At 45.9% G+C, this 21,691-nt stretch carries 27 protein-coding genes; 7 read left to right on the top strand and 20 right to left on the bottom strand.

Features of this window, described 5'->3' with window-relative positions; genetic code table 11:
* Positions 1-4 precede the first annotated feature (4 nt).
* Both IQ257_RS04130 and IQ257_RS04125 read left to right on the top strand, forming a co-directional pair.
* Positions 5-1,006: an Npun_R2821/Npun_R2822 family protein gene (locus IQ257_RS04130; protein WP_193872435.1), complete on the top strand. Its 1,002-nt coding sequence runs from the start codon at positions 5-7 to the stop codon at positions 1,004-1,006.
* A gap of 13 nt (positions 1,007-1,019) precedes the next feature.
* Positions 1,020-1,934, top strand: a complete 915-nt coding sequence (locus IQ257_RS04125; protein ID WP_193872434.1) for an Npun_R2821/Npun_R2822 family protein — start codon at positions 1,020-1,022, stop codon at positions 1,932-1,934.
* Positions 1,935-1,980: 46 nt separating this feature from the next.
* Here IQ257_RS04125 and IQ257_RS04120 read toward each other — a convergent pair whose 3' ends face one another.
* The 4 genes from IQ257_RS04120 to IQ257_RS04105 all read right to left on the bottom strand — a co-directional run bounded on the left by IQ257_RS04120 (position 1,981) and on the right by IQ257_RS04105 (position 3,397).
* Positions 1,981-2,313 carry a hypothetical protein gene (locus IQ257_RS04120; protein WP_193872433.1) on the bottom strand — a complete coding sequence of 111 codons (333 nt, stop codon included), beginning with the start codon at positions 2,311-2,313 and terminating at the stop codon, positions 1,981-1,983.
* A gap of 67 nt (positions 2,314-2,380) precedes the next feature.
* A complete protein-coding gene (locus tag IQ257_RS04115; protein ID WP_193872432.1) occupies positions 2,381-2,503 on the bottom strand; it encodes a sulfotransferase in 123 nt (40 codons plus the stop codon).
* A 45-nt stretch (positions 2,504-2,548) separates the two neighbouring features.
* Complete coding sequence (locus IQ257_RS04110) at positions 2,549-3,172, bottom strand: TenA family protein (RefSeq protein ID WP_193872431.1); 624 nt, start codon at positions 3,170-3,172, stop codon at positions 2,549-2,551.
* Positions 3,173-3,259: 87 nt separating this feature from the next.
* Complete coding sequence (locus IQ257_RS04105; protein WP_193872430.1) at positions 3,260-3,397, bottom strand: hypothetical protein; 138 nt, start codon at positions 3,395-3,397, stop codon at positions 3,260-3,262.
* A gap of 326 nt (positions 3,398-3,723) precedes the next feature.
* On the opposite strand from IQ257_RS04105, the gene IQ257_RS04100 reads away from it, so the two are divergent.
* Together IQ257_RS04100 and IQ257_RS04095 are read left to right on the top strand one after the other, a co-directional pair.
* The gene (locus IQ257_RS04100) at positions 3,724-4,296 is read left to right on the top strand and encodes a pentapeptide repeat-containing protein (RefSeq protein ID WP_193872429.1); all 573 of its coding nucleotides are present in this window, start codon (positions 3,724-3,726) and stop codon (positions 4,294-4,296) included.
* A gap of 29 nt (positions 4,297-4,325) precedes the next feature.
* Positions 4,326-4,868, top strand: a complete 543-nt coding sequence (locus IQ257_RS04095; RefSeq protein WP_193872428.1) for an alpha/beta hydrolase — start codon at positions 4,326-4,328, stop codon at positions 4,866-4,868.
* Positions 4,869-4,937: 69 nt separating this feature from the next.
* On the opposite strand, the gene IQ257_RS04090 is transcribed toward IQ257_RS04095, so the two are convergent.
* The 9 genes from IQ257_RS04090 to IQ257_RS04050 form a co-directional block, all read right to left on the bottom strand.
* Entirely contained in the window at positions 4,938-5,141 is a 204-nt protein-coding gene (locus IQ257_RS04090) for a hypothetical protein (RefSeq protein WP_193872427.1), read from the bottom strand.
* Positions 5,142-5,443: 302 nt separating this feature from the next.
* Positions 5,444-6,112: a low-complexity tail membrane protein gene (locus IQ257_RS04085; RefSeq protein WP_228060417.1), complete on the bottom strand. Its 669-nt coding sequence runs from the start codon at positions 6,110-6,112 to the stop codon at positions 5,444-5,446.
* Positions 6,113-6,200: 88 nt separating this feature from the next.
* Complete coding sequence (infB, locus tag IQ257_RS04080; protein ID WP_193872425.1) at positions 6,201-9,203, bottom strand: translation initiation factor IF-2; 3,003 nt, start codon at positions 9,201-9,203, stop codon at positions 6,201-6,203.
* Between the two features lie 401 nt (positions 9,204-9,604).
* Complete coding sequence (locus tag IQ257_RS04075) at positions 9,605-9,904, bottom strand: YlxR family protein (RefSeq protein WP_193872423.1); 300 nt, start codon at positions 9,902-9,904, stop codon at positions 9,605-9,607.
* Positions 9,905-10,014: 110 nt separating this feature from the next.
* Complete coding sequence (gene nusA / locus IQ257_RS04070) at positions 10,015-11,322, bottom strand: transcription termination factor NusA (protein WP_193872421.1); 1,308 nt, start codon at positions 11,320-11,322, stop codon at positions 10,015-10,017.
* 91 nt (positions 11,323-11,413) lie between these two features.
* On the bottom strand, positions 11,414-11,875 hold the full coding sequence (rimP, locus tag IQ257_RS04065; RefSeq protein WP_193872419.1) for a ribosome maturation factor RimP: 462 nt from the start codon (positions 11,873-11,875) through the stop codon (positions 11,414-11,416).
* A gap of 368 nt (positions 11,876-12,243) precedes the next feature.
* Positions 12,244-13,806, bottom strand: a complete 1,563-nt coding sequence (locus tag IQ257_RS04060) for a hypothetical protein (RefSeq protein ID WP_193872417.1) — start codon at positions 13,804-13,806, stop codon at positions 12,244-12,246.
* 18 nt (positions 13,807-13,824) lie between these two features.
* Positions 13,825-13,965: a CHAT domain-containing protein gene (locus IQ257_RS04055; protein ID WP_322744174.1), complete on the bottom strand. Its 141-nt coding sequence runs from the start codon at positions 13,963-13,965 to the stop codon at positions 13,825-13,827.
* Entirely contained in the window at positions 13,946-14,083 is a 138-nt protein-coding gene (locus IQ257_RS04050) for a hypothetical protein (RefSeq protein WP_193872415.1), read from the bottom strand. The genes IQ257_RS04055 and IQ257_RS04050 overlap by 20 nt, the downstream gene beginning before the upstream one ends.
* Before the next feature lie 211 nt (positions 14,084-14,294).
* Between IQ257_RS04050 and IQ257_RS04045 the strand changes: the two genes are divergently transcribed.
* The gene (locus IQ257_RS04045; protein WP_193872413.1) at positions 14,295-15,173 is read left to right on the top strand and encodes a pentapeptide repeat-containing protein; all 879 of its coding nucleotides are present in this window, start codon (positions 14,295-14,297) and stop codon (positions 15,171-15,173) included.
* Positions 15,174-15,345: 172 nt separating this feature from the next.
* Entirely contained in the window at positions 15,346-16,635 is a 1,290-nt protein-coding gene (locus IQ257_RS04040; protein ID WP_193872411.1) for a DEAD/DEAH box helicase, read from the top strand.
* Here the strand turns inward: IQ257_RS04040 and IQ257_RS04035 are convergent.
* Positions 16,632-17,492, bottom strand: a complete 861-nt coding sequence (locus IQ257_RS04035; protein WP_193872409.1) for an SDR family oxidoreductase — start codon at positions 17,490-17,492, stop codon at positions 16,632-16,634. The genes IQ257_RS04040 and IQ257_RS04035 overlap by 4 nt on opposite strands.
* A 602-nt stretch (positions 17,493-18,094) precedes the next feature.
* Here IQ257_RS04035 and IQ257_RS04030 point away from each other — a divergent pair.
* The gene (locus IQ257_RS04030; protein ID WP_193872407.1) at positions 18,095-18,280 is read left to right on the top strand and encodes a YqaE/Pmp3 family membrane protein; all 186 of its coding nucleotides are present in this window, start codon (positions 18,095-18,097) and stop codon (positions 18,278-18,280) included.
* 239 nt (positions 18,281-18,519) lie between these two features.
* Here IQ257_RS04030 and IQ257_RS04025 read toward each other — a convergent pair whose 3' ends face one another.
* From IQ257_RS04025 to IQ257_RS04000, 6 genes are all read right to left on the bottom strand, one after another.
* The gene (locus IQ257_RS04025; protein WP_193872405.1) at positions 18,520-19,284 is read right to left on the bottom strand and encodes a histidine kinase; all 765 of its coding nucleotides are present in this window, start codon (positions 19,282-19,284) and stop codon (positions 18,520-18,522) included.
* A gap of 202 nt (positions 19,285-19,486) precedes the next feature.
* Positions 19,487-20,068: a DJ-1/PfpI family protein gene (locus IQ257_RS04020; protein WP_193872403.1), complete on the bottom strand. Its 582-nt coding sequence runs from the start codon at positions 20,066-20,068 to the stop codon at positions 19,487-19,489.
* Entirely contained in the window at positions 20,034-20,309 is a 276-nt protein-coding gene (locus tag IQ257_RS04015; RefSeq protein WP_193872401.1) for a hypothetical protein, read from the bottom strand. Before IQ257_RS04015 ends, IQ257_RS04020 begins: the two co-directional genes overlap by 35 nt.
* Before the next feature lie 38 nt (positions 20,310-20,347).
* Complete coding sequence (locus IQ257_RS04010) at positions 20,348-20,548, bottom strand: hypothetical protein (protein WP_193872399.1); 201 nt, start codon at positions 20,546-20,548, stop codon at positions 20,348-20,350.
* A 59-nt stretch (positions 20,549-20,607) separates the two neighbouring features.
* Positions 20,608-20,895 (bottom strand): peptidase, encoded by a 288-nt coding sequence (locus IQ257_RS04005; RefSeq protein ID WP_193872397.1) that lies wholly within the window; start codon positions 20,893-20,895, stop codon positions 20,608-20,610.
* Between the two features lie 166 nt (positions 20,896-21,061).
* On the bottom strand, positions 21,062-21,556 hold the full coding sequence (locus IQ257_RS04000; protein WP_228060415.1) for a sensor histidine kinase: 495 nt from the start codon (positions 21,554-21,556) through the stop codon (positions 21,062-21,064).
* Positions 21,557-21,691: the final 135 nt, after the last annotated feature.

Below are 21,691 nucleotides of genomic sequence, written 5' to 3'. Positions count from 1 at the left end.
CCTGATGACAGAAGGAATTTATACACTCGCTAACGATGTTGTTTACGATCAACTTGTAGCGCTACTCAATAGTATTGAAACGAACATAGGAACAGCATTACCTGTCTATGTAATTGCCTACGACGATCGGATCGATAGGGTTCGCGAAGCAGTTAAGACGAGGAAAAATGTAGAACTTTTTGAAGATAAAAAAATATTTGCTCGATGGGAAAATTTTTCCCTTCAAGTTTGGCAAGCACATCCCTATGCTCTAAAATCGTGGCAAGAAAAAGGCATAGATGGAGTTTATCGAATAGGGATGAACCGACGTTACTGTGCATTTGATCCGAGCAGTCCCTTTGAAAAGTTTGCTTACTTTGATGCTGATGTTTTAGTTTTAAACTCTTTAGATACAATCTTTGATACGTTAAATCAACATGATTTTGTCGTTTACGATTTCCAATATAACGATATTTCTCATATTTACAATCAAAATTCACCTAACTTATTAAATGTTTTTGATCAAAATCAACTGAATTCGGAAATTTTCTGTGCGGGATTTTACGCCTCTAAGCGAGGTTTATTGCCTCCAGAGCAAAGAAAATGGTTAGTTTCTCAACTCGAGTCGGGAGAAGCAGAAGTATTATACCCATCGGCTCCTAATCAATCAGTTCTCAACTACCTCGTCATGCGCTCTGGTATTTCCGTTTATAACTTAGCTTTACATTTACCAGAAAATCAGCGAACTGGAAATTCTGTAACATCATCACATTTTGAAAAGCGCAATCATCTTTTGTATGACAAAGAGACACGCTTGACTTATCTTCACTATATTGGTGTTTCCTCTAAATTGATTCAAAGAGTGTGTGCTGGAGAAAACTTAGATTTCCCTTACCGCGATATCTTTTTGCATTATCGCTATCTTCATGAACCAGAGCAGAAACCACAGTTTAAAACGAAACCCCAACCTTACAACAAACCCCCTAGTTTAGGAGCTCGCATTTTACGCAAACTAAAATTAACCTGATGAGGATATTTTAATGAGTCGTGGCATTTATATTACGGCAAATGACAAGGTTCTTGATCAGGCGATCGCACTCCTCAAGAGTATTCGCTTGCACGATCCGGATACCCCAATCGTTTTAATTCCCTACGATGATAATTATCAAGCGATCGCCAAAATTCTCCAAGATTCCTATGGAGTGGAGATTTATCAAGATTTAGAATTTATAGACCGCCTTTCCAATCAGTTGTACCAGATTTTTGGCAAGGGCTTTTTTGCAAGACCTAATCAATTTCGGAAACAAGCGTGTTGGTTTGGAGCCTTTGATCAATTTATTTACATAGATACTGATATTGTTGTCTTTGATAAAATAATAGATACGACTGACTTTCTAGATGATTATGATTTTATTTGCTACGACTACCAACATAGCGGTGGCATAAGAAACGTTTTTACCCCTAAGATAATCGAAGATGGGGTATTGGATGAGCGTGATATCAAAGATATTTTTAATGGTGGATTTTGGGGTGCTAAGAAAAATCTAATTTCCGAAGAAATTTTATATAAAACCTTTGCCGAATGTGCCGCTCATCCCGAATATTTTGACTTTTCTCAGAAGACTTCCGACCAACCCATCATCAACTATATGATATTAAAACAGGTGCCGCGCCGATTTAATATTGTCCGCAGAGCGGGTGGTGCGCCAGGAAGTTGGGCAGGCAGCAAACATTTCCAAATTCAAGGACATCAAGTCATTGATCCCAATGTTAATCAACCCCTGCAATACTTACATTGGGCAGGCATTCGTATCCAAGCTGGATGTCCTTATTGGGATATCTGGAAATATTACCGCTATTTAGGGGAACAGATGCCAGAGGATGAGTCTTTGCCCCCTGAAGCCCAAAGTAATTTCTGGAAAAAAATTCTAGAAAAAATGAAGCTCAGATTTTGATTAACTCTATCTCATTAACCTTATAGAGGAATTTTTAAATCTTTCATCAACTTTTTAACCAGTGTGATAAATCTCTATCAATTAGCTCTTGAAGATTCAAAATATCACTTCGATAAATCTCAATTAATTTATTTCTTGCTTCTGGAGAAAGTTGGGCTTTGTAGGTGTTTTTCTTAACCATATCATTTCTAATTTTTTGCCGAAATTGTAGTGGTACAATTAATTTCATAACAGAGGCAATAGAACTTCTCAATGGATTGGGTTTGATCAACAGATCGTTTAAAGTTTTATTTTTAGGAAGTCCTCCTTCTCTTCCCCTTTGACTCATATTTGGAACAAAACTATCATCGACTTCCACAAATCTAAATAAATCTTGCATAAAGCTAACAGAATCTTTACACAGGTCGTCGTATAAGCAAATCTTAATTTTTTGATGCGCGAAGGGTTTAAAATAACGTTTCTTTTTGAGGAGAAATATAAACTTGAGGATGTTGATCGAGATAGCTATGCAATGAAGTTGTGCCGCATTTCCCCGCACCGATAATGATAAAGTCTGGCAATTTACCCATAATCCTGCTTGTTCAAATCCGTTGCTGGATAAATTATATACGCTATCAAGAAATCCAGGCTGCCTGAAAGAAGTCTCGCTCGCAGACCATAGCGTAGCGATAGATAGATTTTACAGATGACAATAGGGTTGTTGCATATCGTTCAGTCAAACTCTCTAGCTGCTCAGCCAATTGCTCAAATTCCGGACTGCTATAGGTGCGAATCCAGTTAGCGTAGAGGTGGTTGGGAATCCCATCCTTTGCTAATTGTTGACCCAAGAATGCATACAATTGCATACAGGGTGTCATCGCTACAGTAACTAAACCGATATCATTTCCCCAGGCAGTTGCCAGTAAAAAATCCGTGTAGCGGCGCGTAGCGGTGGCGGGTTCGACTTGCTGCAAATCTACTCCCCACTCGGTTGCATAACCTTGGTGGAGGCGAAGTTCTTCAAGAACACCACCAGCAAGATAGTGAAAGGTATTAAATCCCTCCCAGTCTGGACATTTAGCTGCTGCCAGACTGTAAGCACGAGCGAAAGCTTCTAGAAAAAAGGCATCTTGACCCACATAGTAGGCAAATTTGACCCGTTCGAGGGTGCCAGTGGCGATGCCTTGTACAAACGGGTTTTCTAAACAAGCTTGTGCCAAGTCTTGGTTTGACTGCCATAAGTCTGTGCTAATCGTCATGACTGCTGTGGCTATTGGTATTTAAGCAGGGTAACGGGTAATTGAGAATCACTCATTACCCATTACTCCAAGGGTTTTGTGTTATTGTCACTGACCTAAGCTGCGCTCCGGTGTTGCTGGCAGTTGCTGCAGTACTGAAGACATAGGTGTTTTGTAAAAGCCACTTTCTACAGATATATACACCGAGAAAGTAACCGCGATCGCTAATAGTAGTCTTTCAAGCATCGCCCAATCCTCATAGTCGCAGCTCAGTGACTGGTAAACTGCCAGTATAGATCTCACTATCAAAAATTTCTTCTCAACCACAGGTGATCGTGAGCTGGCAAGATTAGTGATGATTGACTTTGATTGAGGTGATAGGAATCATAGGCATAAAGATTCTTGCATCTTATCAGTCATGAGCCGAATTATTTATAAACTAAAATTGAGTTGGAACACTACCAGAGCCTATTGCATCCTGTCATAAGTCATCATTCCTAGATAAATCAGTCCTTGATTCCTCCTCCCGCCTGTTCGGGTTGGCTTGATAAATGACATTTCAAGGAAGTCCTATGCAATCACACCTCTTTGTCACTGCCACCCTCCTAACTTCTCTGTGTCTGCAAAACCCTGTGACAGCCCTGAACCCCGTACACCTCGAACAGTTGCGACAAACAGGAAGCTGTGTGGAGTGCGATCTCAGTAGTGCTCAACTTTCAGATGCACTCTTGAGCAATACTGATTTGAGGCGTGCTAATCTCTCGGGAGCTAATCTCAGCCGTGCCGATTTGAGGCGTGCTAACCTTGAAGAAGCCAATCTGAGTGGTGCTAGCTTGATTTATGCCAATCTCACCAAGGCGAATTTGACTGGAGCCAATCTCATTGTTGCGGGTTTAATTGGTGCCAATTTGACGAATACAAACCTGGCGGGAGCTGGGTTAAATTTGGCAAAGCTAGCGAGTGCTAATCTAACAGGTGCAGATTTGAGATTTGCCGATCTCAGGGCGGCTGATTTGAGCAACGCAAACTTGAACTCTGCTGACTTGAGAGGCGCTGATTTGCGAAATGCTGACTTGAAAAATACCCGACTAGAGTACGCCAAGTTGAACAGCGCTCTCATGCCAGATGGGATGTTCCATCCTTAGGAAGGTTAAGGCGCAAAAAAGAAAAGAAAATGTATCGTTACTATCTACTTCCATCACTGCGTTCCCTTCTGGGTATAGCTGCACTCATCGGTGCTTTACTGTTTAGTTCTCCAGCAGATGCTGCTGAGTCAGTCGTACTCAAATATCGTTTCTTGAGAGAAACCGTGTCAGTTGCAGAATTATCCACCTTTGCCGAAACCGGTGAACTGTCATCCTCTCTACGAGCTTATTTAAAGTTAGCGGGAAAAGAACCTGAAGCGTTGCGGAATGCATTGACGCAAGAGACTCAAGTCAATGGTATCCTGCTGTCTCGAATTCTCAATAGTCCGGTTGGAGAAGTAATGCTTGATCGCGCCAGTGAGGTAATTCATACTCCTAGTGATCGCGCCAATCGAGAATCACTGCGCTCTGCCTTGGTGTTGTCAGCACTGCCTGATAATAGCCTTACATTAATAGAAGTCTTAGAAAACTATCCCACTCCAGACGTAGAGGTTGAAGCCGATCGCTTGCTTGAGATTGTTAAATACATCAGGCGAGTCATCGGCAATCTACCGTCATTGCCATTATTTTAAAGTGAAGAAGGAGAAAAAGAAATCCTTTTTCCCCTTTCTTGATGGAATAACTAATTTATGATTACCCGCTCAGTATGCCAAAGTCTCTAGAGTTTCACGTAGATATCGGCGCACTCGACCCTCTAGGTTGTCAGGTGGAAGTTGGTCGTTAACCGAATGTTCCACTTGCCAGCGCTGAAACCCGGAACTTTTAGCGATCGCTTGCTTGAGACTGTCCCAGATTTGGCTGTCTTGATAGAATTGGCTCGATTCAGAAGTTGCAGTTCTTTTCATAAAACCTTAAAAAATTTCCTCAAAATCATCAAACCTGGATTTTTAAATGCATCTTTAGCCTTACATTTAACATAACCTAATCCTCGTTTTCAGATTGTGTGCTTTGCAACATCTTGTTGCAATTTCACATAAATTTGATATATGGCAGTTCTCACTTACATGAGGTAAATTCCCTACTCCCTACCTTCATCAGGGTGTACCTCACCAGATAGAGAAACCCTATAGACCGATGGGAGGCAGGAAAAAATCATCCTTTACCCTTTCCCAGTTCTTATCCTTGGATGTAAGCCAACTTCACTCACTCACAGGGGTTGAGAGGATGACTCTGAAGAGGGGGATGTTATCACATTAGCTGTCTCTTGTTGGACTGTGACGGGCAAAATTCGATTAACTCGCAAACCCGGTACTGTAAAATCTTTAGGCGTTTTTTCTAGGGGATAAGGTTTAGTCGTTGCCCATTCTGCTTCGCTGGTGAACAAGACTTGGACAACACTCAGCGGCACTTGCAAAAATAAATTGCTGGACAGAAACGCCAATCCTGCTCCCAACAATCCAACCACGCGCCATCTGGGTGCTAGAGGAACAACCCCTGCTGCCATAGGTGCTACTTGGTAAATTTGCCATAGTACCCACGCCATGAAAGCCGCCGCCGCAATTGCCCAGAACTTGCTTGTCTTCCGCTTAAATAAGCTCAAGAGGCGTTGCTGCTCCTCGCTAAGGCGTTCTGGCTTGAGTGCTAGAAACAGTAGACTGAAAATATCAAAAGGGCGAGTTAACTGCATCCCCAACACGGGGACAATACCGATAGTGGCTACTATCAGCAGTTCTAATCCCATTGGCAATAGGGGTTCACCAAATGCCAGTCCCAGCCATAGCAGCTCTAAGGTTAGGGGTACTGCCGCCAAACCAGCCAGATGAATCCATAAGAACGGTTCAGTCCAGAAGGAGCGCATACTTTTGTCCTTTGTCATTTGTCCTTCATCTGTTGTTGATTGGTATTGGTTGTTGAGTAGAGATGCTTTGACCAACAACCAATCACCAACAACCAATCACCACCGACTAAGAGGCTGATAAGGTTCGGCGCTTAGTTACCATCTTGAAGGTTTCGATGATGTCACCTTCAGTCCAGTCATTGAATCGATCAATGCGAATTCCGCATTCGTAACCAGCGTTCACTTCCTTGGCATCATCCTTCATCCGCTTAAGGGAATCTAGAACACCTTCGTAGATGACTTTGCCACCTCGTCGGACTCGGATATGGCAATTGCGAATAGCTTTGCCAGACTGGACGTAGCAACCTGCAACGGCACCGCGACCGACTGGGAAGACAGCTCGCACTTCAACTTGACCGAGCGGTTCTTCGACCTGCTCCGGTTCCAAGAGACCTTCCATCGCGCCTTGAATATCATCTAAGAGATTGTAGATGATGCTGTATTCGCGCACGTCAACCCCTTCTTGTTCAGCCGCTTGTCGAGCGCCATGAGCCAGGGCGGTATTGAAGCCAATAATCACAGCGCCACTAGCAGCGGCTAAATCAACGTCCGTTTCGGTGATTTCACCAGCAGCAGTTAGCAGAACTCGGATTTGCACTTCATTCTGCGGTAGCTGTTGGAGGGAACCGAGAATTGCTTCAACCGAACCTTGCACATCCGCCTTCAAAATCAAGTTGAGTTCTTTGAGTTCCCCTTCTTTCGCTTTAGCAGACAGGCTGTTGAGGGTAACGCGGCGTGATGCCATTACCTGTTCCAGGCGAGACAGCCGTTGCTCATCTGATCTGTCTGAAGCAACTGAGCGGGCTTCTTTTTCGTTTTCAAAGACCTCAAACTCATCACCCGCCTCTGGGACATCATTTAATCCGAGTATCTCAACGGCAAAGGAAGGACTAGCCGCTTCCACTCGCGCTGCCCGGTCATCGATCATGGCTCGTACCTTACCCAAGACGGAACCCGCTACCAGGGTATCGCCCACTCGCAAGGTGCCATTTTGAACTAAGAGCGTGGCAACTGGACCTCTGGTTTTATCGAGGTTAGCTTCAATGACTGTACCTCTGGCAGGTCGATTCGGGTTTGCCTTGAGGTCTTCGATTTCGGCTACCAACAGAATCATTTCCAGCAACGTATCCAGGTTTTCTTTTTGGATAGCGCTCACGGGGACTACAATCGTGTCGCCGCCCCACTCTTCTGGCACCAAACCGTGTTCCATCAATTCTTGCTTAACTCGGTCGGGTTGAGCCTCGGCTTTATCAATTTTGTTGACAGCAATAACGATGGGAACTTTAGCCGCTCTTGCGTGACTGATTGCTTCAATGGTTTGGGGTTGAACCCCATCATCGGCGGCAACGACCAGAATAGCAATGTCTGTCACTCGCGCTCCCCGTGCCCGCATAGCCGTGAAAGCTTCGTGACCTGGGGTATCGAGGAAGACAACCTGTTGGGTTTGCTCCTCGTGTTCGACATCGACGTGGTAAGCGCCAATGTGCTGAGTAATCCCACCTGCTTCTCCCTGCGCTACTTTGGTTTCGCGGATCGCATCAAGCAGCGTGGTTTTGCCGTGATCGACGTGACCCATAATCGTGACAACAGGCGGACGCCGAATCAGGTTTTCCATGTCTTCGGTACCCATTGTTCCTGTTTTGGTGGCAGGAGATTCTTTAATGGGTGTTTCTACTTCAACATCCAACTCCTCAGCAATCATTCTGGCAGTAGGAAGATCCAGGCTTTGAGTGATATTGACCGCCATTCCTTTGAAGAACAGCTTTTTGATAATTTCAGTTTCAGCCAGATTTAACTTGCTAGCAAATTCTCGGACGGTTAGAGAATCGGTTAAAACAATTTTTTCTGGGCGTTCTGGTACAGCTTTCTTCTCTCGCTGGCGATTGCGACTCTCCTGTTTTCCGCCACTGCCTTTTGCCGTCGGTCTTTTCCGCTGGCTAGCTGTCGCTGCAACTGGCATTGCTCCCGCCTGTCCAGGTCGAGATTTAGGTTTAGGAGGACGAGCGATTGAAAGGCTGACTGAGACTGGAGCATTCAGTTGATTTTGCTCAGATTCAAAGTCCTCGTCCTCCTCTTCTTCCAGAATTTGAGGTCGCCGCTTGAGCTTCGCACCTGCTTTTCCAGACTTGAGCTTTTCTTGGTCTTCTTCCTCATCCTCCCATTCTTTCTTTTTGATTTGACGAGGAGGAGTCGGTCGCCTGACCTTTGTTTCCATCAAATCTGGCGTTTCGAGGACGTTGTCGTCCGACTCTTCGGCTTCGGAACCCACTGCTGCTATGTCATGGTCGCTTTGACGATTGGGGCGACTTCGTTTTGGCGGTTCTTGCAGTTTGGGAATCGATGGTGTGGGCGCACTCGGACGTGCTGGTGAGGAAGGTTTAGAGGGAGTTGGCGTTTGAGTTGGAGTGGTCGCTCTCGCCGCCGTTGGAGAACCTTCCGCCTCTGAAGGTGCTGTTTCCGAGCGATCGCGTTTCAGAATTGGTCGCTCAACTTGAAGCGCTTGAGCTTTGGGTGACGATGGTCTAACAGGCGGTTGGATGAGTTGAGGTTTTTCTTCCACCGTCTGGTCTGAGGTAGCTTCTTCCTGAAAATCCTGAAATTCCGGTTTATCTACCAACTCAGGTGTAGACTCTTGTTCCGGCTCACTCACTCGTTGGGGTCGATTGAGTTGGAGCGATGGATGGGGTGAATTAGCTGAAGGCTTGACGGGGGGAGTGGGAGGGCTTGCCAATTGAGGAACTCCCTGTTGAGAGCTAGAACTGTTAGGAGACTTAGGCTTGAGGCTCAAGATTTGATTCTTCCGCTGCTGAGGATTAGGACGTCCGCTCTTATTAGATGGGAACTTGGAACTGCCTTCACTTGATACAGTTCGGTCACGGCTTTTGAGCGCTGTGGTACTCTCAGCGTATTTTTCCGCCGCTGCCCGAATGCGTTCCGCTTCCGATTCTGTAATTGTGCTACTGTGGCTCTTAACTGCAATATGAAGTCCTTCGCAGATATTCAAAATGTCTTTATTATCCAAATTTAATTCCCGTGATAGTTCGTAAATTCTGACTTTGCCGTTGTTCATCCAGTATTCCCCCGTCGTACATAATTGCTGTTACACCATAGCTAAATGCTCGAATGACTGCTTTCTCATTGACTTTGCGCCTAATGGGTAAAATCGAGAGCTTTCATGAAGGTGCTTTGCCCGAACGCTCAACAACCTAAATCTTACAGAAAAGTTGATTAACTCTTTGATTATTAGTTGAGTTAAGACTTTCTACACTCTTATCCAACCCTTACTTTCTAATTTTCCACAAATCTTAACAAAACAAAAGGGTCTTTTGCACAGTGCTAAGTTGAACGTGACTTGTGAATGGCTTGCTGTTTCGGTTTTAGACTCACCTCCAAGACAGAAAATTGATGGTTTGGGCGATCGCTCCTCTACTATCCTAACGATTGCTTAGGTTTCATCGATACCCTTGGCAACTATTTTTGTGGGGGAATCTTACTACCGCTTGCCGACTGGGAGTCGGCGGATGTGGCTTCTAAACGCAGCCACAAGGTTTGGTAGACTTTTTCCGGCACCAATGTTCGCAACACTCGCCCTAGTCGGTTTTTTTTCTGAGCTGCTGCCAGACAACTGACTTGAGGGCAAAGGTAGGCAGAGCGTCCCATCCCTTCATCTAATTGTACTTGCCGCGATGGATAAACTCGGACAACCCGCCAGAACGCCTGTTTAGGTGCCACTTTACGACAACTCAAGCAGCGTCGGTAGTTCGGTTTCATAGGTCGGGTGCGAGCGTAGGTGTTCTCTACTAAGGAAGGAGTGTGGTAGGAGAGTGATAGGGTTTAATTGGCTTTGCTCCCCTTGCCACTTCAGTACCCCTAACTAAAAATCAAGCTAAAACGTCTTCTTCTTCTTCAACGTCTTCTTCCTGTAGTGGTTCGGAATTTTCGACATCTGCCTGAGACTCTTCGGCAGTCAGGGGTTCTAGTTCTTCTTCCTCATCCTCCGGTTCTATTTCAACATCAGCCGCCGTTGCTTGCATGATCTTGCGATGCTCGGCTTCGTGGTCGTACTTGGCACCATCTTTAATGTCAATTTTCCAACCGGTGAGACGGGCAGCAAGACGGACATTCTGCCCTTCTTTGCCAATCGCCAAACTTAACTGGTCTTCTGCGACTAAAACGTGAGCCTGACGATTCTCTGGATTTACAAGCAGCACTTGATCGACTCGTGCCGGACTGAGGGCGTTGGCAATATAGGTTGCCGGATCAGGAGACCAGCGAATCACGTCAATTTTTTCGCCACGCAATTCATTGACGACCACTTGAATGCGCGAACCTCTAGCACCGATACAAGCACCTACTGGGTCTACATCTCGCTCTAAGGTATCGACAGCAATTTTAGTTCTTGGTCCTACATGACGAGAAGGAGGATTGGCTTCCCGTGCTACGGCGACAATGCGTACTACCTCGTCTTCAATTTCGGGGACTTCGTTCGCAAATAGGTAGACCACCAAACCAGCAGTGGCTCTAGAGACGATCAATTGAGGTCCTCGGTGAGGACCTTCGCGCACCTTTTTGAGAAAGACCTTAAACGTGCTATTAATGCGATAGTTGTCGTTGGGAAGCTGTTCCCGCTTGGGTAGTTCTGCTTCTACCTCGGGCTGACCGAAGCCGCTAGTGATCGCCAGAATCACCGATTGCCGTTCAAACCGCAGGACTCTTGCTTGAAGTACCGTGCCTTCGAGTTCTTCAAATTCCTCCTGGATGAGCTTGCGTTGTTGGTCTCGCAGTTTTTGTGCCAAAACTTGTTTGGTTTGAATGGCAGCCATACGACCGAATTCACTTTGGTCTGGAGTGACATCGGAAACAACTGAGTCACCTACTTGCGCCTCAGGTGCCACTTCCTGCACTTCTTTGAGGGAGATGTGATGGTCGGTGTTGCTGACTTCCTCAACTATGGTTTTGGTGGAGAGGACACGGAAGCCTTCTTCTTCGACATCAAGATCGACTTCAAAGTTGTCAAAGTAGATTTCGTCAAAATGATGACGATCGAGGCGTTGCGCCCGACGATAGCGTTCGTAGCCTTTGAGAAGCGCTTCTCGCAGCGCCTGTTGAACAGCGGACTTGGGTAGGTTATGACTTTGAGAGATCTCTTCGATCATCCGTTTGAGTCCGGGCAAATTAACTATTGACATAGGCGAATCTCCTTTACGTGCAATGCACGTTGTGTTAGTTGTTGATGGTTGGTTGTTTGTCTCGTCCGCCCAACCAACGACAAAACTCGGCTCAATCCTTATCGTCTAGCTGCACGCGGGTCACGAGCTGACGGGGAATTGCGATCGCTCGACCTTTTTGGTTGAGGTAAACTCCGCTTTCATCTCGCCGAATCAATTGCCCTCGCCACTCTTGATGGTTCTCGTAAGGTTCTGACGTTTTGACAATGACGGGAAACCCTTTGAAGGAAATGAACTCTCGGTCTGTGGTTAGCTCTTGCGGAATTCCGGGACTCGAAATTTCCAAGACGTAGGCGTCTGGAATCAGATCAACGGCATCTAACTCTTCTTCTAAAGCCCGACTCATACGTTCGCACTCATCGACGCCGATGTCGCCGTGATGGTTGCGGATATCCACCCGCAGCACGGGTGGGTGTCTGTTGGTTTGAAAAACTGCCCCAACTACCTCCAATCCCAATTTTTCAGCGACTGGGGTGGCTAAATCAATTAGTTGTGGAATCAGGGGATGAGTCATAGAAAAACTTCAACAAAAAAAGTGGGTTAAACCCACCTCCAGGCAAAATTTTGCCAAAAAGCCTAGCGACGATTGGCACTCTCACCGTTATAATCTTTTTAGAATTATAATGGTGAGATTCTTGAGCTGAAATCGCCCCTTTTGGGTTCCCCCTACTTGAGGTCTTATATCTCATGTCCCGCCCGAGCTGTAGTCTTTCTTAGTCTTATAACCACTGCCCACTTACGGACGGCTCTCCAAGCGTACTAGGATAGTTTACCTAGCGTTCGGGTATGCCCTACCCTACGGGAGTTTTTTCCCATTTCTCTAGCTATGTTTGAGTTTAGCGCAATCTGCTCTATTTGTGGCAACGCTGCTTCTGAAATGAGCTACCGTTGAGCAATTTGACGAAGGGCGCGGGTTTGTTCTAAGATTTCTTCTAAATCTTCTTCAGATAGGCGCTCAACGTAATTAATCTTAACTTCTTCCAACAGATCGGTAAGCAAGGACTGAATTTCGGTTAGTGTTTTTGCTGCCTGTATTTGAGTGCCATAGGCTTCGCCTAAGTGCTTGATTAGTTGTTGCAGGAGTTGGTCACCAGCAGGGTCTTCTTCAAATGCCTTGTGAAGTCCATCGTAGAGGGCTTGGGTGATTTCTTTGACTAATCGCTCGGTGAGTTGGTTTCCGAAGGCTCCCAAACCGGGGAGTTGCTCTAATCTCTGGTAGGCTGGGGATTGATTGAGAATTTTTTGCAGGTTGTGTTCGAGCAAGGCTTCGACATCGGGGCGAATTTTGGGGAGAACCTCATAAACCGTCATCTGCATCACGAGTTTGGTTAGTGTCGCTACTTCATCGGTATTATTAATATCGATATAGGGTCGAACCTCCCGTTGTGTGAGCCAATTGGCAAACTCCCCTTGGCGAATTGACCGCTGAACTTCGCTAATGACTTGAATCACGACGACTTGAGTCATTTCTCCGGCGATTTCAGCAACAAATCCCTGACGGGCTTGTTTTTGAATGGCGCTGAGATCGATTAACTTAGCTTGGTCGAGGCGAATAGTGACAGGAATAATTCGCAACCAGCGCCAGAGGGGAATCAACAAAAAGATGTCATACCAACGCCACAGCATCGCATCAAGCCAACTGACACCCGTGCGGCGGCGACTGATAAACCAGGTTCGAGCTAAAAACTCTGTAGCAAATAAAGCGAAAAATGGGAAATCAATCACGCCAAAATAGTTTACAAAATCCCCAGTTTCTCCAATGGGACGGTAGTAATTAGTTTCTAGTAGAGGTTTAATTTCTTCGTTAAAAAAGTTAAGTTTTTGGAGAGGGTTTTCAGCGAGGTAATCTTCGCTCCAGAATTGCAGAAAGGCTTCTTTGGCAGAATCTTCTTCATTGGGAACCTCTGCACGTATCCTATTTTTAATTCTTTCTAGGGTGCCAGTTTTCTCAGCAACCTGAAATGGGTTGGTATCAATCATGTCTTCAGAGCGATCGCGCAGCTCGGCAAGGAGGACTTCGACTTCTGGCGATCGCAAGTCTTCTCGTAGCTTAACAAGAAGTTGTTGCTCAACCTCTGGTGAGCGTAAGCCGCCAGTGATCAACTCTTGTGGCAGCTTAAGCTCTTGTTGCAACTCATTAACGGTTTCCAAATACAGTTGAGTATCTCGGTAGGGTTCAATACCTTTGATGGGATCATACAGGGGGGTTATATCGGGAATCGGAATCGGCACGGGAAACCCTTCAGACTCAAAAGGACCGATTTCAAAGCTAAAAACTTGTATTCTGCGGTGTAGCCAGAAATTTCGCAGGGGAACGTAAGTCAAGTCGAAGAACACTAAAATTAGGTTGAGCAGTGCCAGAATCGCCATGATTCGTTCAAACCAAAGGGTTCGACTGATTTTGCGTTGGCTTTTTGTGTCGATTAGTCGTTGCAGAGAGGACATGGTTGAGCCTACTGGAGTCTAGAGAATTACACTGTACAACAGCTTGCCTCCCCATTCCCCATCACCACGTATTACCAACCACTGATCGTAAAATTGGCTCATGAGCGCTAGGGTGCCTTCATCGCTAACGTACCACAGGCTAGCGATCGCAGACTTCACTCCCGCCTGCACTGCCAACCCTGCAAAGGTGATACAGACATAACCTTGATTTATCCTTGGGACAAAGCGTGCCGGAAGCGATCGCCTCCTTTATCGCAAACTTTGAAGTCAGTGCCATTCATCCCAAATAAGTGATGCAATCAAACTCTAAGAGTGATGTATTATTTTATCATTAGAATAAACACGATAATCCTCAGGGGCTCTACTAAGTCATTCGTCAAGGGTGTAGCTGATGCCAAACGGCAAGCTACGCAGTGTGAGGGCAACTTGACTGTTAAGACAGAGTGACTTGGCTGTTGGTGGCAAGAAAGCAACAGAGGTAAGCAATAATGACTCCTGAGGAACTCTTGGAGCAGTATGCAAGGGGAGAACGGGATTTTTATCAAGTTGACCTGAATGGAGCAAATTTCAATCAAGCCAACCTCAAGAAAGCAGATTTCTCCCAGGCAATTCTGAGTCAAGCTAATCTAGTGCAGGCTAACTTAAACCGCACCACCTTTGCAACGGCTAACCTGCAAGAAGCCGACTTAGAAAGAGCTGACTTGCGGGGAGCTGACTTAAGCAGCGCTGACTTGATGGGCGCTAATCTGATTGGAGCCAACCTGAGTTTCGCTAGTCTGACTGGTGGAGATTTGAGTCAAGCGAATCTAATGAGGGCTAGATTGGTTGGTACGGATCTCAACGGAGCCAATCTCTACAGGGCTAACTTAATTGCCGTAGATTTGCGAGGAGCTAACTTAAACGGAACCAATCTCAGCGAGAGCAATCTCAGTGGCACGTACTTGTATGAGTTGGATTTGAGCGAAGCCAACCTGAAGGGGGTCAACTTACAACGCGCTCTCTATAACGAGCAAACCCAATTTCCCCTAGAATTCGATCCCAGTCATGCTGGAGCCTACTTAATCGCTCCCAAAGTCTCCCTAGCGGGAATAGACTTAAGCGGCATTAACTTCCCTGGAGTCAACCTCCAAGGATCTAACCTGAGTCAGGTAGACTTGAGCAACTCCAATTTGATTTGGGCAGACTTGAGTGGAGCCAATCTCAGTGGAGCTAATCTCAGTGGAGCCAATCTCAGTGGAGCCAATCTCAGTGGAGCCAATCTCGACGGAGCTAATCTCGACGGAGCCAACCTCAGCGGCACGACTATGCCGGATGGACAGTTACACAATTGTCAAAGAATCTCGCTGAATGCGAGAGAGGTAGGATGAGGGGGCAAAATATGAGTTAAGATTAGGGTCTGTCAGTACATTCCGGTCTGTTGCTGACACATTGGAACGCGAGCTTATTCAAGCCATCCAACTCAACTACAAATTTCCTGCTCTTAGACTGGTCCCAGGTATTGAATTTGGGGTAGGGGCACCACTAGGAGCAATCACATTCATGACATTTCGTAACCTCGGTCTTTCGACCGAACTGCTTCGTGCAGTTGCTAACCAGGGCTATACTGAGCCAACCCCCATCCAGCAACAGGCAATTCCCGCCATTCTACAAGGGCAGGACGTTTTTGCCAGCGCCCAAACTGGAACGGGAAAGACGGCTGGCTTTACCCTGCCTCTACTGCAACTCTTGAGCACCACCAACCCCAACAGGGGGTATCGCACGCCCCGCGCCCTCATCCTCACCCCTACCCGCGAACTGGCAGCCCAAGTCAGCGATAGCGTCCAAACCTATGGCAAATACCTGACTTTGCGCTCGGCAGTGGTTTATGGCGGCGTCGGAATTAAACCACAAATTCAAGCCCTGCGCCGGGGGGTTGATATTCTAGTTGCTACGCCTGGTCGCTTGCTCGATCACCTTGGACAAAAGACCCTTGATCTCTCCGAGATAGAGATACTGGTGCTGGATGAATGTGATCGAATGTTAGACATGGGCTTCATCCACGACATCCGCAAAATTTTGGCGAAGCTACCCCCATCCCGGCAAACGCTGATGTTTTCTGCTACCTTCTCGAAAGCAATTCAGAAACTTGCCAACACCTTGCTAAAGTCTCCAACCTTGATCGAAGTAGCGTCCCGCAATACTGCTGCTGAACAAGTAGAACAGGTTGTTCATCCTGTCGATCACGAGCGCAAGCGAGAACTGCTTTCTCATATGATCGGATTCCACAACTGGCAACAGGTGCTAGTCTTTACCCGCACCAAACATGGAGCCAACCGTCTCGCCGAGCAGTTGGCTAAAGATGGGCTGAAAACAACTGCAATTCATGGCAACAAAAGTCAGGCAGCCCGCACCCGTGCCCTGCAAGAGTTTAAGAAGGGGAAAGTGCGGGTATTAGTTGCCACCGATGTGGCATCTCGGGGTCTAGATATCGAGATGCTCCCTCACGTAGTCAACTTTGAACTACCCGATGTACCAGAAGACTACGTGCATCGTATTGGTCGTACAGGTCGTGCTGGAAATGTTGGACGAGCTGTTTCCCTAGTCTGTAGCGATGAATACCCACTCTTAAAGAACATTGAACGATTGCTCAATCAAACCCTTGCCAAAGATGTGATTCCAGGATACGAGCCAACATCAATTGCCCAGCCTGGGGCAGCTCAACCGAAGCGTCAGCGATCAAAACAAGGTCGCAGTAACCGGGCAAAGTCCCAAACACAATCCACACCCAAGAACACCCACAAGCCAACAAAAGCAGGGACTCGTCCTCGAAAACGGCTTCACACTGCCTAAGCTCCGACTACAACACCTCCGTTAGGATGCAATACTTGACCTGCCATGTAAGAGGCATCCTCTGAGGCTAGGAAAACGAAGCTAGTTGCGACTTCTACGGGTTGACCTGGACGCTGCATTGGCACTTGTTTGCCAAAGCTTTCGACTTGTTCGGCGGGGAAAGTATCGGGAATAAAAGGTGTCCAAATCGGACCCGGAGCAACGCCATTGACGCGAATGCCTTTTTCTAGAAGGGTTTGAGAGATAGAACGGGTAAAGGCAAGAATGGCTCCTTTCGTGGTTGAATAGCTGATTAAGCTAGAGTTGCCTTTATAGGCATTAATCGAGGTGGTGTTGATGATAGAGCTTCCTTCTTTGAGATGGGGAAGGGCTGCTTTGGTAAAGTAAAACATTGAGAAAATGTTGGTGCTGAAGATACTTCCTAATCGTTCAGCATCGATATCCTCAAGGGTATTTTCCAGATACTGTTCGGCAGCGTTGTTGACCAGAATATCCAGTTTTCCAAACTCGTCAACCGTTTTCTGTACAGCTTCCTGGCAAAACTTTTCGCCACTAATATCCCCAGGGATAAGTAGGCATTTTTGACCCTGTTCTTCCACTAAACGCTTGGTTTCTTGCGCGTCTTCGTGTTCGTTGAGGTAGACAATAGCAACATCGGCTTCTTCTTTGGCATAAAGAACAGCAACGGCACGACCAATACCACTGTCTCCGCCAGTAATTAAAGCCACTTTGCCACGTAGCTTACCGCTTCCCTGATAATTCGGGTTATCGTACATGGGTTGGGGTGTCATTTCTGATTCCAAACCCGGTTTTTTTTCTTGCGACTGGGGAGGAATACGATTAGGTGTAATTGTCATGGGACTCTCCTTATCTTGATCAGTTTATTGGGATAGTTTCGCCTTTTTTTTGACAGTTATTGAGTTCTGAACACTTAATAAACTGCAAAATTGTACTGTGCGCAAACACTATCAATGCTCTAAGATAATTGAGTTTATGCCCTCTCTACAAAGAGAGATTTGGGAGATAACTGATGTTGCTAGCGATACAATGAGGTTCAATGGGCTATAGGGGGTAGAGTGTGGGGCTGATTGACTGACACAAGTCTTTTGCCCTCACCCTAAATCCCTCTCCCGCTCTATCGAGAGGGACTTTGAGGGGCTTCAACTATTGCGGTTCCCCTTGCCCCATACAGGGAGAAGGGGTTGGAGGATGAGGGGGTTAAGTTTTGTCAGTCAACCAGGATATGGGATATCTTGGGCGTGAGCCAGATGAAAAGCTACTGCATTAAAGTCCTAAATCTACACCTAAACGCCGACTTCCGCAAAAGCTAGTTTTAGCCATTCCCTAGATAGAGTACGGAGTTAAGAAGAATAGTCCTTACGATGGAGGTTCTTCACCTAGCAATCTAAGATAATAAAGTTAAATTTAGTGTGAGCAAACGAAACAATAGAGGCATAATATGAAGCTACTCAGAATAATCTTAGGCATACTACTTCCTCCTCTAGGAGTTTTCTTGACGACCGGAATTAGCACGGCATTTTTAATTAATATCATGCTAACGGTCTTGGGTTGGATTCCTGGTTCTATTCATGCTGTTTGGGTTATTACCAAGTATGGAGAACAAACGGCTGAAGGAACGTATTAAACTGCTCGCCATTGCAGAGAAGAAGTTTTAGTACAGCCGGGGAAGAATGACGCTGTTTTAGCAAAAGACAGAAGGTTTATTAGTGCTAGGTGGTTGTTTGAGCCGTTAAATCTTTCTTAACCTTTATGACGACAGCTATACCATTCGTTTCGTCAAAGGGTTGGCTGACAGAAATAAGAAATAAGGAGTCAGAACTAATCTGACTCCTGTTGTGTATCTTGTCTTATTCTCCTAGAAAGCTACTTCTCGTCAGAGACTTCAGTTACTGAGTGCCACAATTCTTTCAGCAACTGTCGAACCCGCTGTTCTTTTTTAGCCAAGGCTGTACCAGCTTCACCTAGTTTAGTCTCAAAGTCCGTTCGCTTTTGCTTAACTTGATCGGCGACAACTTCTGCTTTTGGTTGAGTTTTTTCATACCAATTTTTTGCATCATCTAGATACTTTTTCACCTCTCCATAGCGTTCTCCGTAGCGTGCCGACAAGTTAGCTTGGATAATGGCGAGTTGAGTTTGCAGTTGGGCATAGCGCTTTCGCAGGAGAAAGACTTCTTCACTGTCTTTGATAGTGTTGATAGCCGATTCAATCGAAGCTTTAGTCTCAGCCGAGGTATCCTTTCCAGTTTCTTCGATATCCATTAGGACGGTATCAAGCTCAGTTTGCAGTTCAGTTTCTTCAGCATCTATTTGAGCTTGCAGCTTTTTAACTTCGTCCTGCGTTTTAGCAATAGATTGCCGTCTTGCACTGCTAATCGCTTCAATTGCTCCCTCAATTGAGGCAGTCACCTCTTCTTTAATCTCTCCTCCTCTTTCTTTCAAATTTTCAATAACTGCCGATACAGCATCTTTGGCAATTGTCCGAATTTCGACTGAGCCTTCCTTAAATTCCGCTGCGGCTTTAGATACGGCAGCATTGACGATTTCCTTAACTCGCTCTGAGCGGAGTTGACCTTCTTCTTTTGCTTTTTGAATATCAGCCGTAACTTGATTTTTAATAGAATCAGCCATGATTAATTAGAGTTTTATCGGAGTAGGTCAATAGTTTGCAATTTGGGTACTTTAAAACCTAGCATCTATATAATGGCGCAGTTTTTCTGGAATGAGTTCTGCCTAAAGGAGGAAAGGACATGGGGAGATGGGGAGATGAGTAAAACCTCAAAAATCCCCTTGTCCCCTTGTCTCTTCCCCTACACTAGACAGCAACCATCTCTTAATGCTCGATTTTCGTTCCCAACAGTTTGAGGAATTCTGACAACCAAGCTGGATGGGCGGGCCATGCTGGAGCTGTTACTAAATTTCCGTCTACCATGGCTTCATGGGCTGGAATGTTGCTATAGAGTCCCCCAGCACGGGTTACATCGGGACCGCAAGCAGGGTATGCGGTGCAGCTTTTGCCTTCCAATACACCAGCGGCGGCTAAAACCTGCAAGCCGTGGCAAATCGAAGCAATGGGCTTATTCGCTTGGGCGAAGTGGCGGGTAATCTCTAATACTTTTTCATTGAGGCGAATGTATTCTGGTGCTCGTCCACCGGGAATAACTAGGGCGTCGTAGTCTTGGGCTTTTACTTCATCGAAGGTAGCGTTGAGTTGGAAGTTATGACCGGGTTTTTCGCTATAGGTTTGATCCCCCTCAAAGTCGTGGACGGCTGTTTTGATTGTTTCTCCAGCTTTCTTGTCTGGACATACAGCATGAACGGTATGCCCAACCATTTGCAGTGCTTGGAACGGCACCATCACTTCGTAATCTTCTACGAAATCACCAACGAGCATCAAAATTTTTTTGCCACTCATTGTTGTCACTTGTCACTCTTCCTTTCGTTTTTGTTAATAGCGCAGTGGTTACGCTGCCGTTTTCCCCAGAAGCTGTGCAGACATAGAAGGGTTTTTGCGCTTCTCGCCACGCTTCAAGGTTATTTTGGGCTTCCCTATAAAGTTTGGCGTGTTGGGCTTCCGCCTCTACTGCATAGGTTAGCGTTTGAACCGCGTCTTTATTCCCCTCTGCCTCTGCCTGCTTGATGAACTCCGGGTACATTTCATCCCGTTCGTAAGATTCCCCTTTGATTGCCTGTTCTAAATTTTCTTTCTTTGTAGATTTTCAAGGGTCTTTGACTCCGGTTTAGATGCTTCTTGTGTAGTGGGTTGTGATGGCTCAACTGTAGCGGATGGTTGTTGTTGGGAACAACCAACTAGGGCAAAGATGCCTAGAACAGTAGCCGACAAAAAAACGGCCGTTTTTTTAACCGCAGGACGGACTATCAATGTAGGATTCATCGGGGTACTCTCCTGTATTAAAATTTATTACAAAAATTGAAGGAGTGGACTGAAGTAAGTTAGTGAAGATCTGCTTTTTTCGACTGGGAGCGTTTTTTAAACAAACCCGTCATGCTCAAACCCGTGACTAGCAAGCCAATCAATCCTAAACCGTTCAAAATTGGAAAAATTGTTTCTAGTCCTAAGATTTTGAAAGTGTGAACTCCTATCAGAAACTCCGCTATCTCGTCTTGGTGGAACCACTCATCGAAAATGGTGTAGCCCATGCCGGTGATTACCGTCAGAAGTAAAGGTAAACAGACAGCGATCGCAATGAGGCGATGGTATTTACGAAAGGCACGAACCATAGGAATTTCCTCCGGAAATCTTAATCAAACTCTGACTTTAGTAATCACATGGGCAGGCTCTAGTTAAGAACATAAATGGAAAAGGTAAAGAACTCGGGTGGATCGAGTAATGTTTAGCACTTTTCAGACATCCTCTCAACACTCAGCACTTTGCTATAGATGCTTCCTAAACCATCGGCAGAAGGACCTTAAAGCAGCTACCGACACCCAACTCACTACTGACAGTAATTTCTCCCCCATGACGCTGGGCAATGGCTTGAGCGATCGCTAAACCCAGTCCCGAACCCTCCTCCCGGTAAGTTCGCGCCCGATCTTCCCGCCAAAGGCGATCAAAAATGAAGGATAGGTGTTCTGGGGCAATACCGATGCCAGTATCCTCAACAGTAGCTATCGCAAAGGTGTCACCCTTACTCATAGAAAGGAGAACAGTTCCCCCGGATGGCGTGTATTGCAGGGCATTCTCCAGCAAGTTACTAAACAAACGCCTGAGCTGGGATGCATCCCCCTTCACAAAAACACCTGATTCTAAATTAGACTTGAGAGCAATATTCTTCGCTTCAGCCTCCCATTCCAAAAATTCTACCCCATCCTCTAACAGTTCTTGTAAGGGAATGGCTGTCCATTCAGTTTTGGGTGCTGTGGTAGTATCAGTTCGAGCCAATAACAGTAAGAGTATTCCAAGAAAAAGATGATCCAAAACCAGGGATACTGAGAGAGTAATTAGTGTGCAATCTGCTGTATGTCTTCAGAATCGTTAATCAAACTAAGTGATAGTCTTCGGTCGTTGTACATCAAG

The sequence above is a fragment of the Coleofasciculus sp. LEGE 07092 genome, from assembly GCF_015207375.1.
Lineage (GTDB): Bacteria > Cyanobacteriota > Cyanobacteriia > Cyanobacteriales > Coleofasciculaceae > LEGE-07092.
Note: the sequence above shows the minus strand (reverse complement) of the source record. Positions and strands in the feature narration are given on the sequence as shown.

Coding starts and splice junctions, on each gene's coding strand:
- IQ257_RS04130 (WP_193872435.1), top strand. CDS start 5: ATGACAGAAGGAATTTATACACTCGCTAACGATGTTGTTTACGATCAA.
- IQ257_RS04125 (WP_193872434.1), top strand. CDS start 1,020: ATGAGTCGTGGCATTTATATTACGGCAAATGACAAGGTTCTTGATCAG.
- IQ257_RS04120 (WP_193872433.1), bottom strand. CDS start 2,313: ATGCAAGATTTATTTAGATTTGTGGAAGTCGATGATAGTTTTGTTCCA.
- IQ257_RS04115 (WP_193872432.1), bottom strand. CDS start 2,503: ATGGGTAAATTGCCAGACTTTATCATTATCGGTGCGGGGAAATGCGGC.
- IQ257_RS04110 (WP_193872431.1), bottom strand. CDS start 3,172: ATGACGATTAGCACAGACTTATGGCAGTCAAACCAAGACTTGGCACAA.
- IQ257_RS04105 (WP_193872430.1), bottom strand. CDS start 3,397: ATGCTTGAAAGACTACTATTAGCGATCGCGGTTACTTTCTCGGTGTAT.
- IQ257_RS04100 (WP_193872429.1), top strand. CDS start 3,724: ATGCAATCACACCTCTTTGTCACTGCCACCCTCCTAACTTCTCTGTGT.
- IQ257_RS04095 (WP_193872428.1), top strand. CDS start 4,326: ATGTATCGTTACTATCTACTTCCATCACTGCGTTCCCTTCTGGGTATA.
- IQ257_RS04090 (WP_193872427.1), bottom strand. CDS start 5,141: ATGAAAAGAACTGCAACTTCTGAATCGAGCCAATTCTATCAAGACAGC.
- IQ257_RS04085 (WP_228060417.1), bottom strand. CDS start 6,112: ATGACAAAGGACAAAAGTATGCGCTCCTTCTGGACTGAACCGTTCTTA.
- infB (WP_193872425.1), bottom strand. CDS start 9,203: ATGAACAACGGCAAAGTCAGAATTTACGAACTATCACGGGAATTAAAT.
- IQ257_RS04075 (WP_193872423.1), bottom strand. CDS start 9,904: ATGAAACCGAACTACCGACGCTGCTTGAGTTGTCGTAAAGTGGCACCT.
- nusA (WP_193872421.1), bottom strand. CDS start 11,322: ATGTCAATAGTTAATTTGCCCGGACTCAAACGGATGATCGAAGAGATC.
- rimP (WP_193872419.1), bottom strand. CDS start 11,875: ATGACTCATCCCCTGATTCCACAACTAATTGATTTAGCCACCCCAGTC.
- IQ257_RS04060 (WP_193872417.1), bottom strand. CDS start 13,806: ATGTCCTCTCTGCAACGACTAATCGACACAAAAAGCCAACGCAAAATC.
- IQ257_RS04050 (WP_193872415.1), bottom strand. CDS start 14,083: ATGGCACTGACTTCAAAGTTTGCGATAAAGGAGGCGATCGCTTCCGGC.
- IQ257_RS04045 (WP_193872413.1), top strand. CDS start 14,295: ATGACTCCTGAGGAACTCTTGGAGCAGTATGCAAGGGGAGAACGGGAT.
- IQ257_RS04040 (WP_193872411.1), top strand. CDS start 15,346: ATGACATTTCGTAACCTCGGTCTTTCGACCGAACTGCTTCGTGCAGTT.
- IQ257_RS04035 (WP_193872409.1), bottom strand. CDS start 17,492: ATGACAATTACACCTAATCGTATTCCTCCCCAGTCGCAAGAAAAAAAA.
- IQ257_RS04030 (WP_193872407.1), top strand. CDS start 18,095: ATGAAGCTACTCAGAATAATCTTAGGCATACTACTTCCTCCTCTAGGA.
- IQ257_RS04025 (WP_193872405.1), bottom strand. CDS start 19,284: ATGGCTGATTCTATTAAAAATCAAGTTACGGCTGATATTCAAAAAGCA.
- IQ257_RS04020 (WP_193872403.1), bottom strand. CDS start 20,068: ATGAGTGGCAAAAAAATTTTGATGCTCGTTGGTGATTTCGTAGAAGAT.
- IQ257_RS04015 (WP_193872401.1), bottom strand. CDS start 20,309: ATGTACCCGGAGTTCATCAAGCAGGCAGAGGCAGAGGGGAATAAAGAC.
- IQ257_RS04010 (WP_193872399.1), bottom strand. CDS start 20,548: ATGAATCCTACATTGATAGTCCGTCCTGCGGTTAAAAAAACGGCCGTT.
- IQ257_RS04005 (WP_193872397.1), bottom strand. CDS start 20,895: ATGGTTCGTGCCTTTCGTAAATACCATCGCCTCATTGCGATCGCTGTC.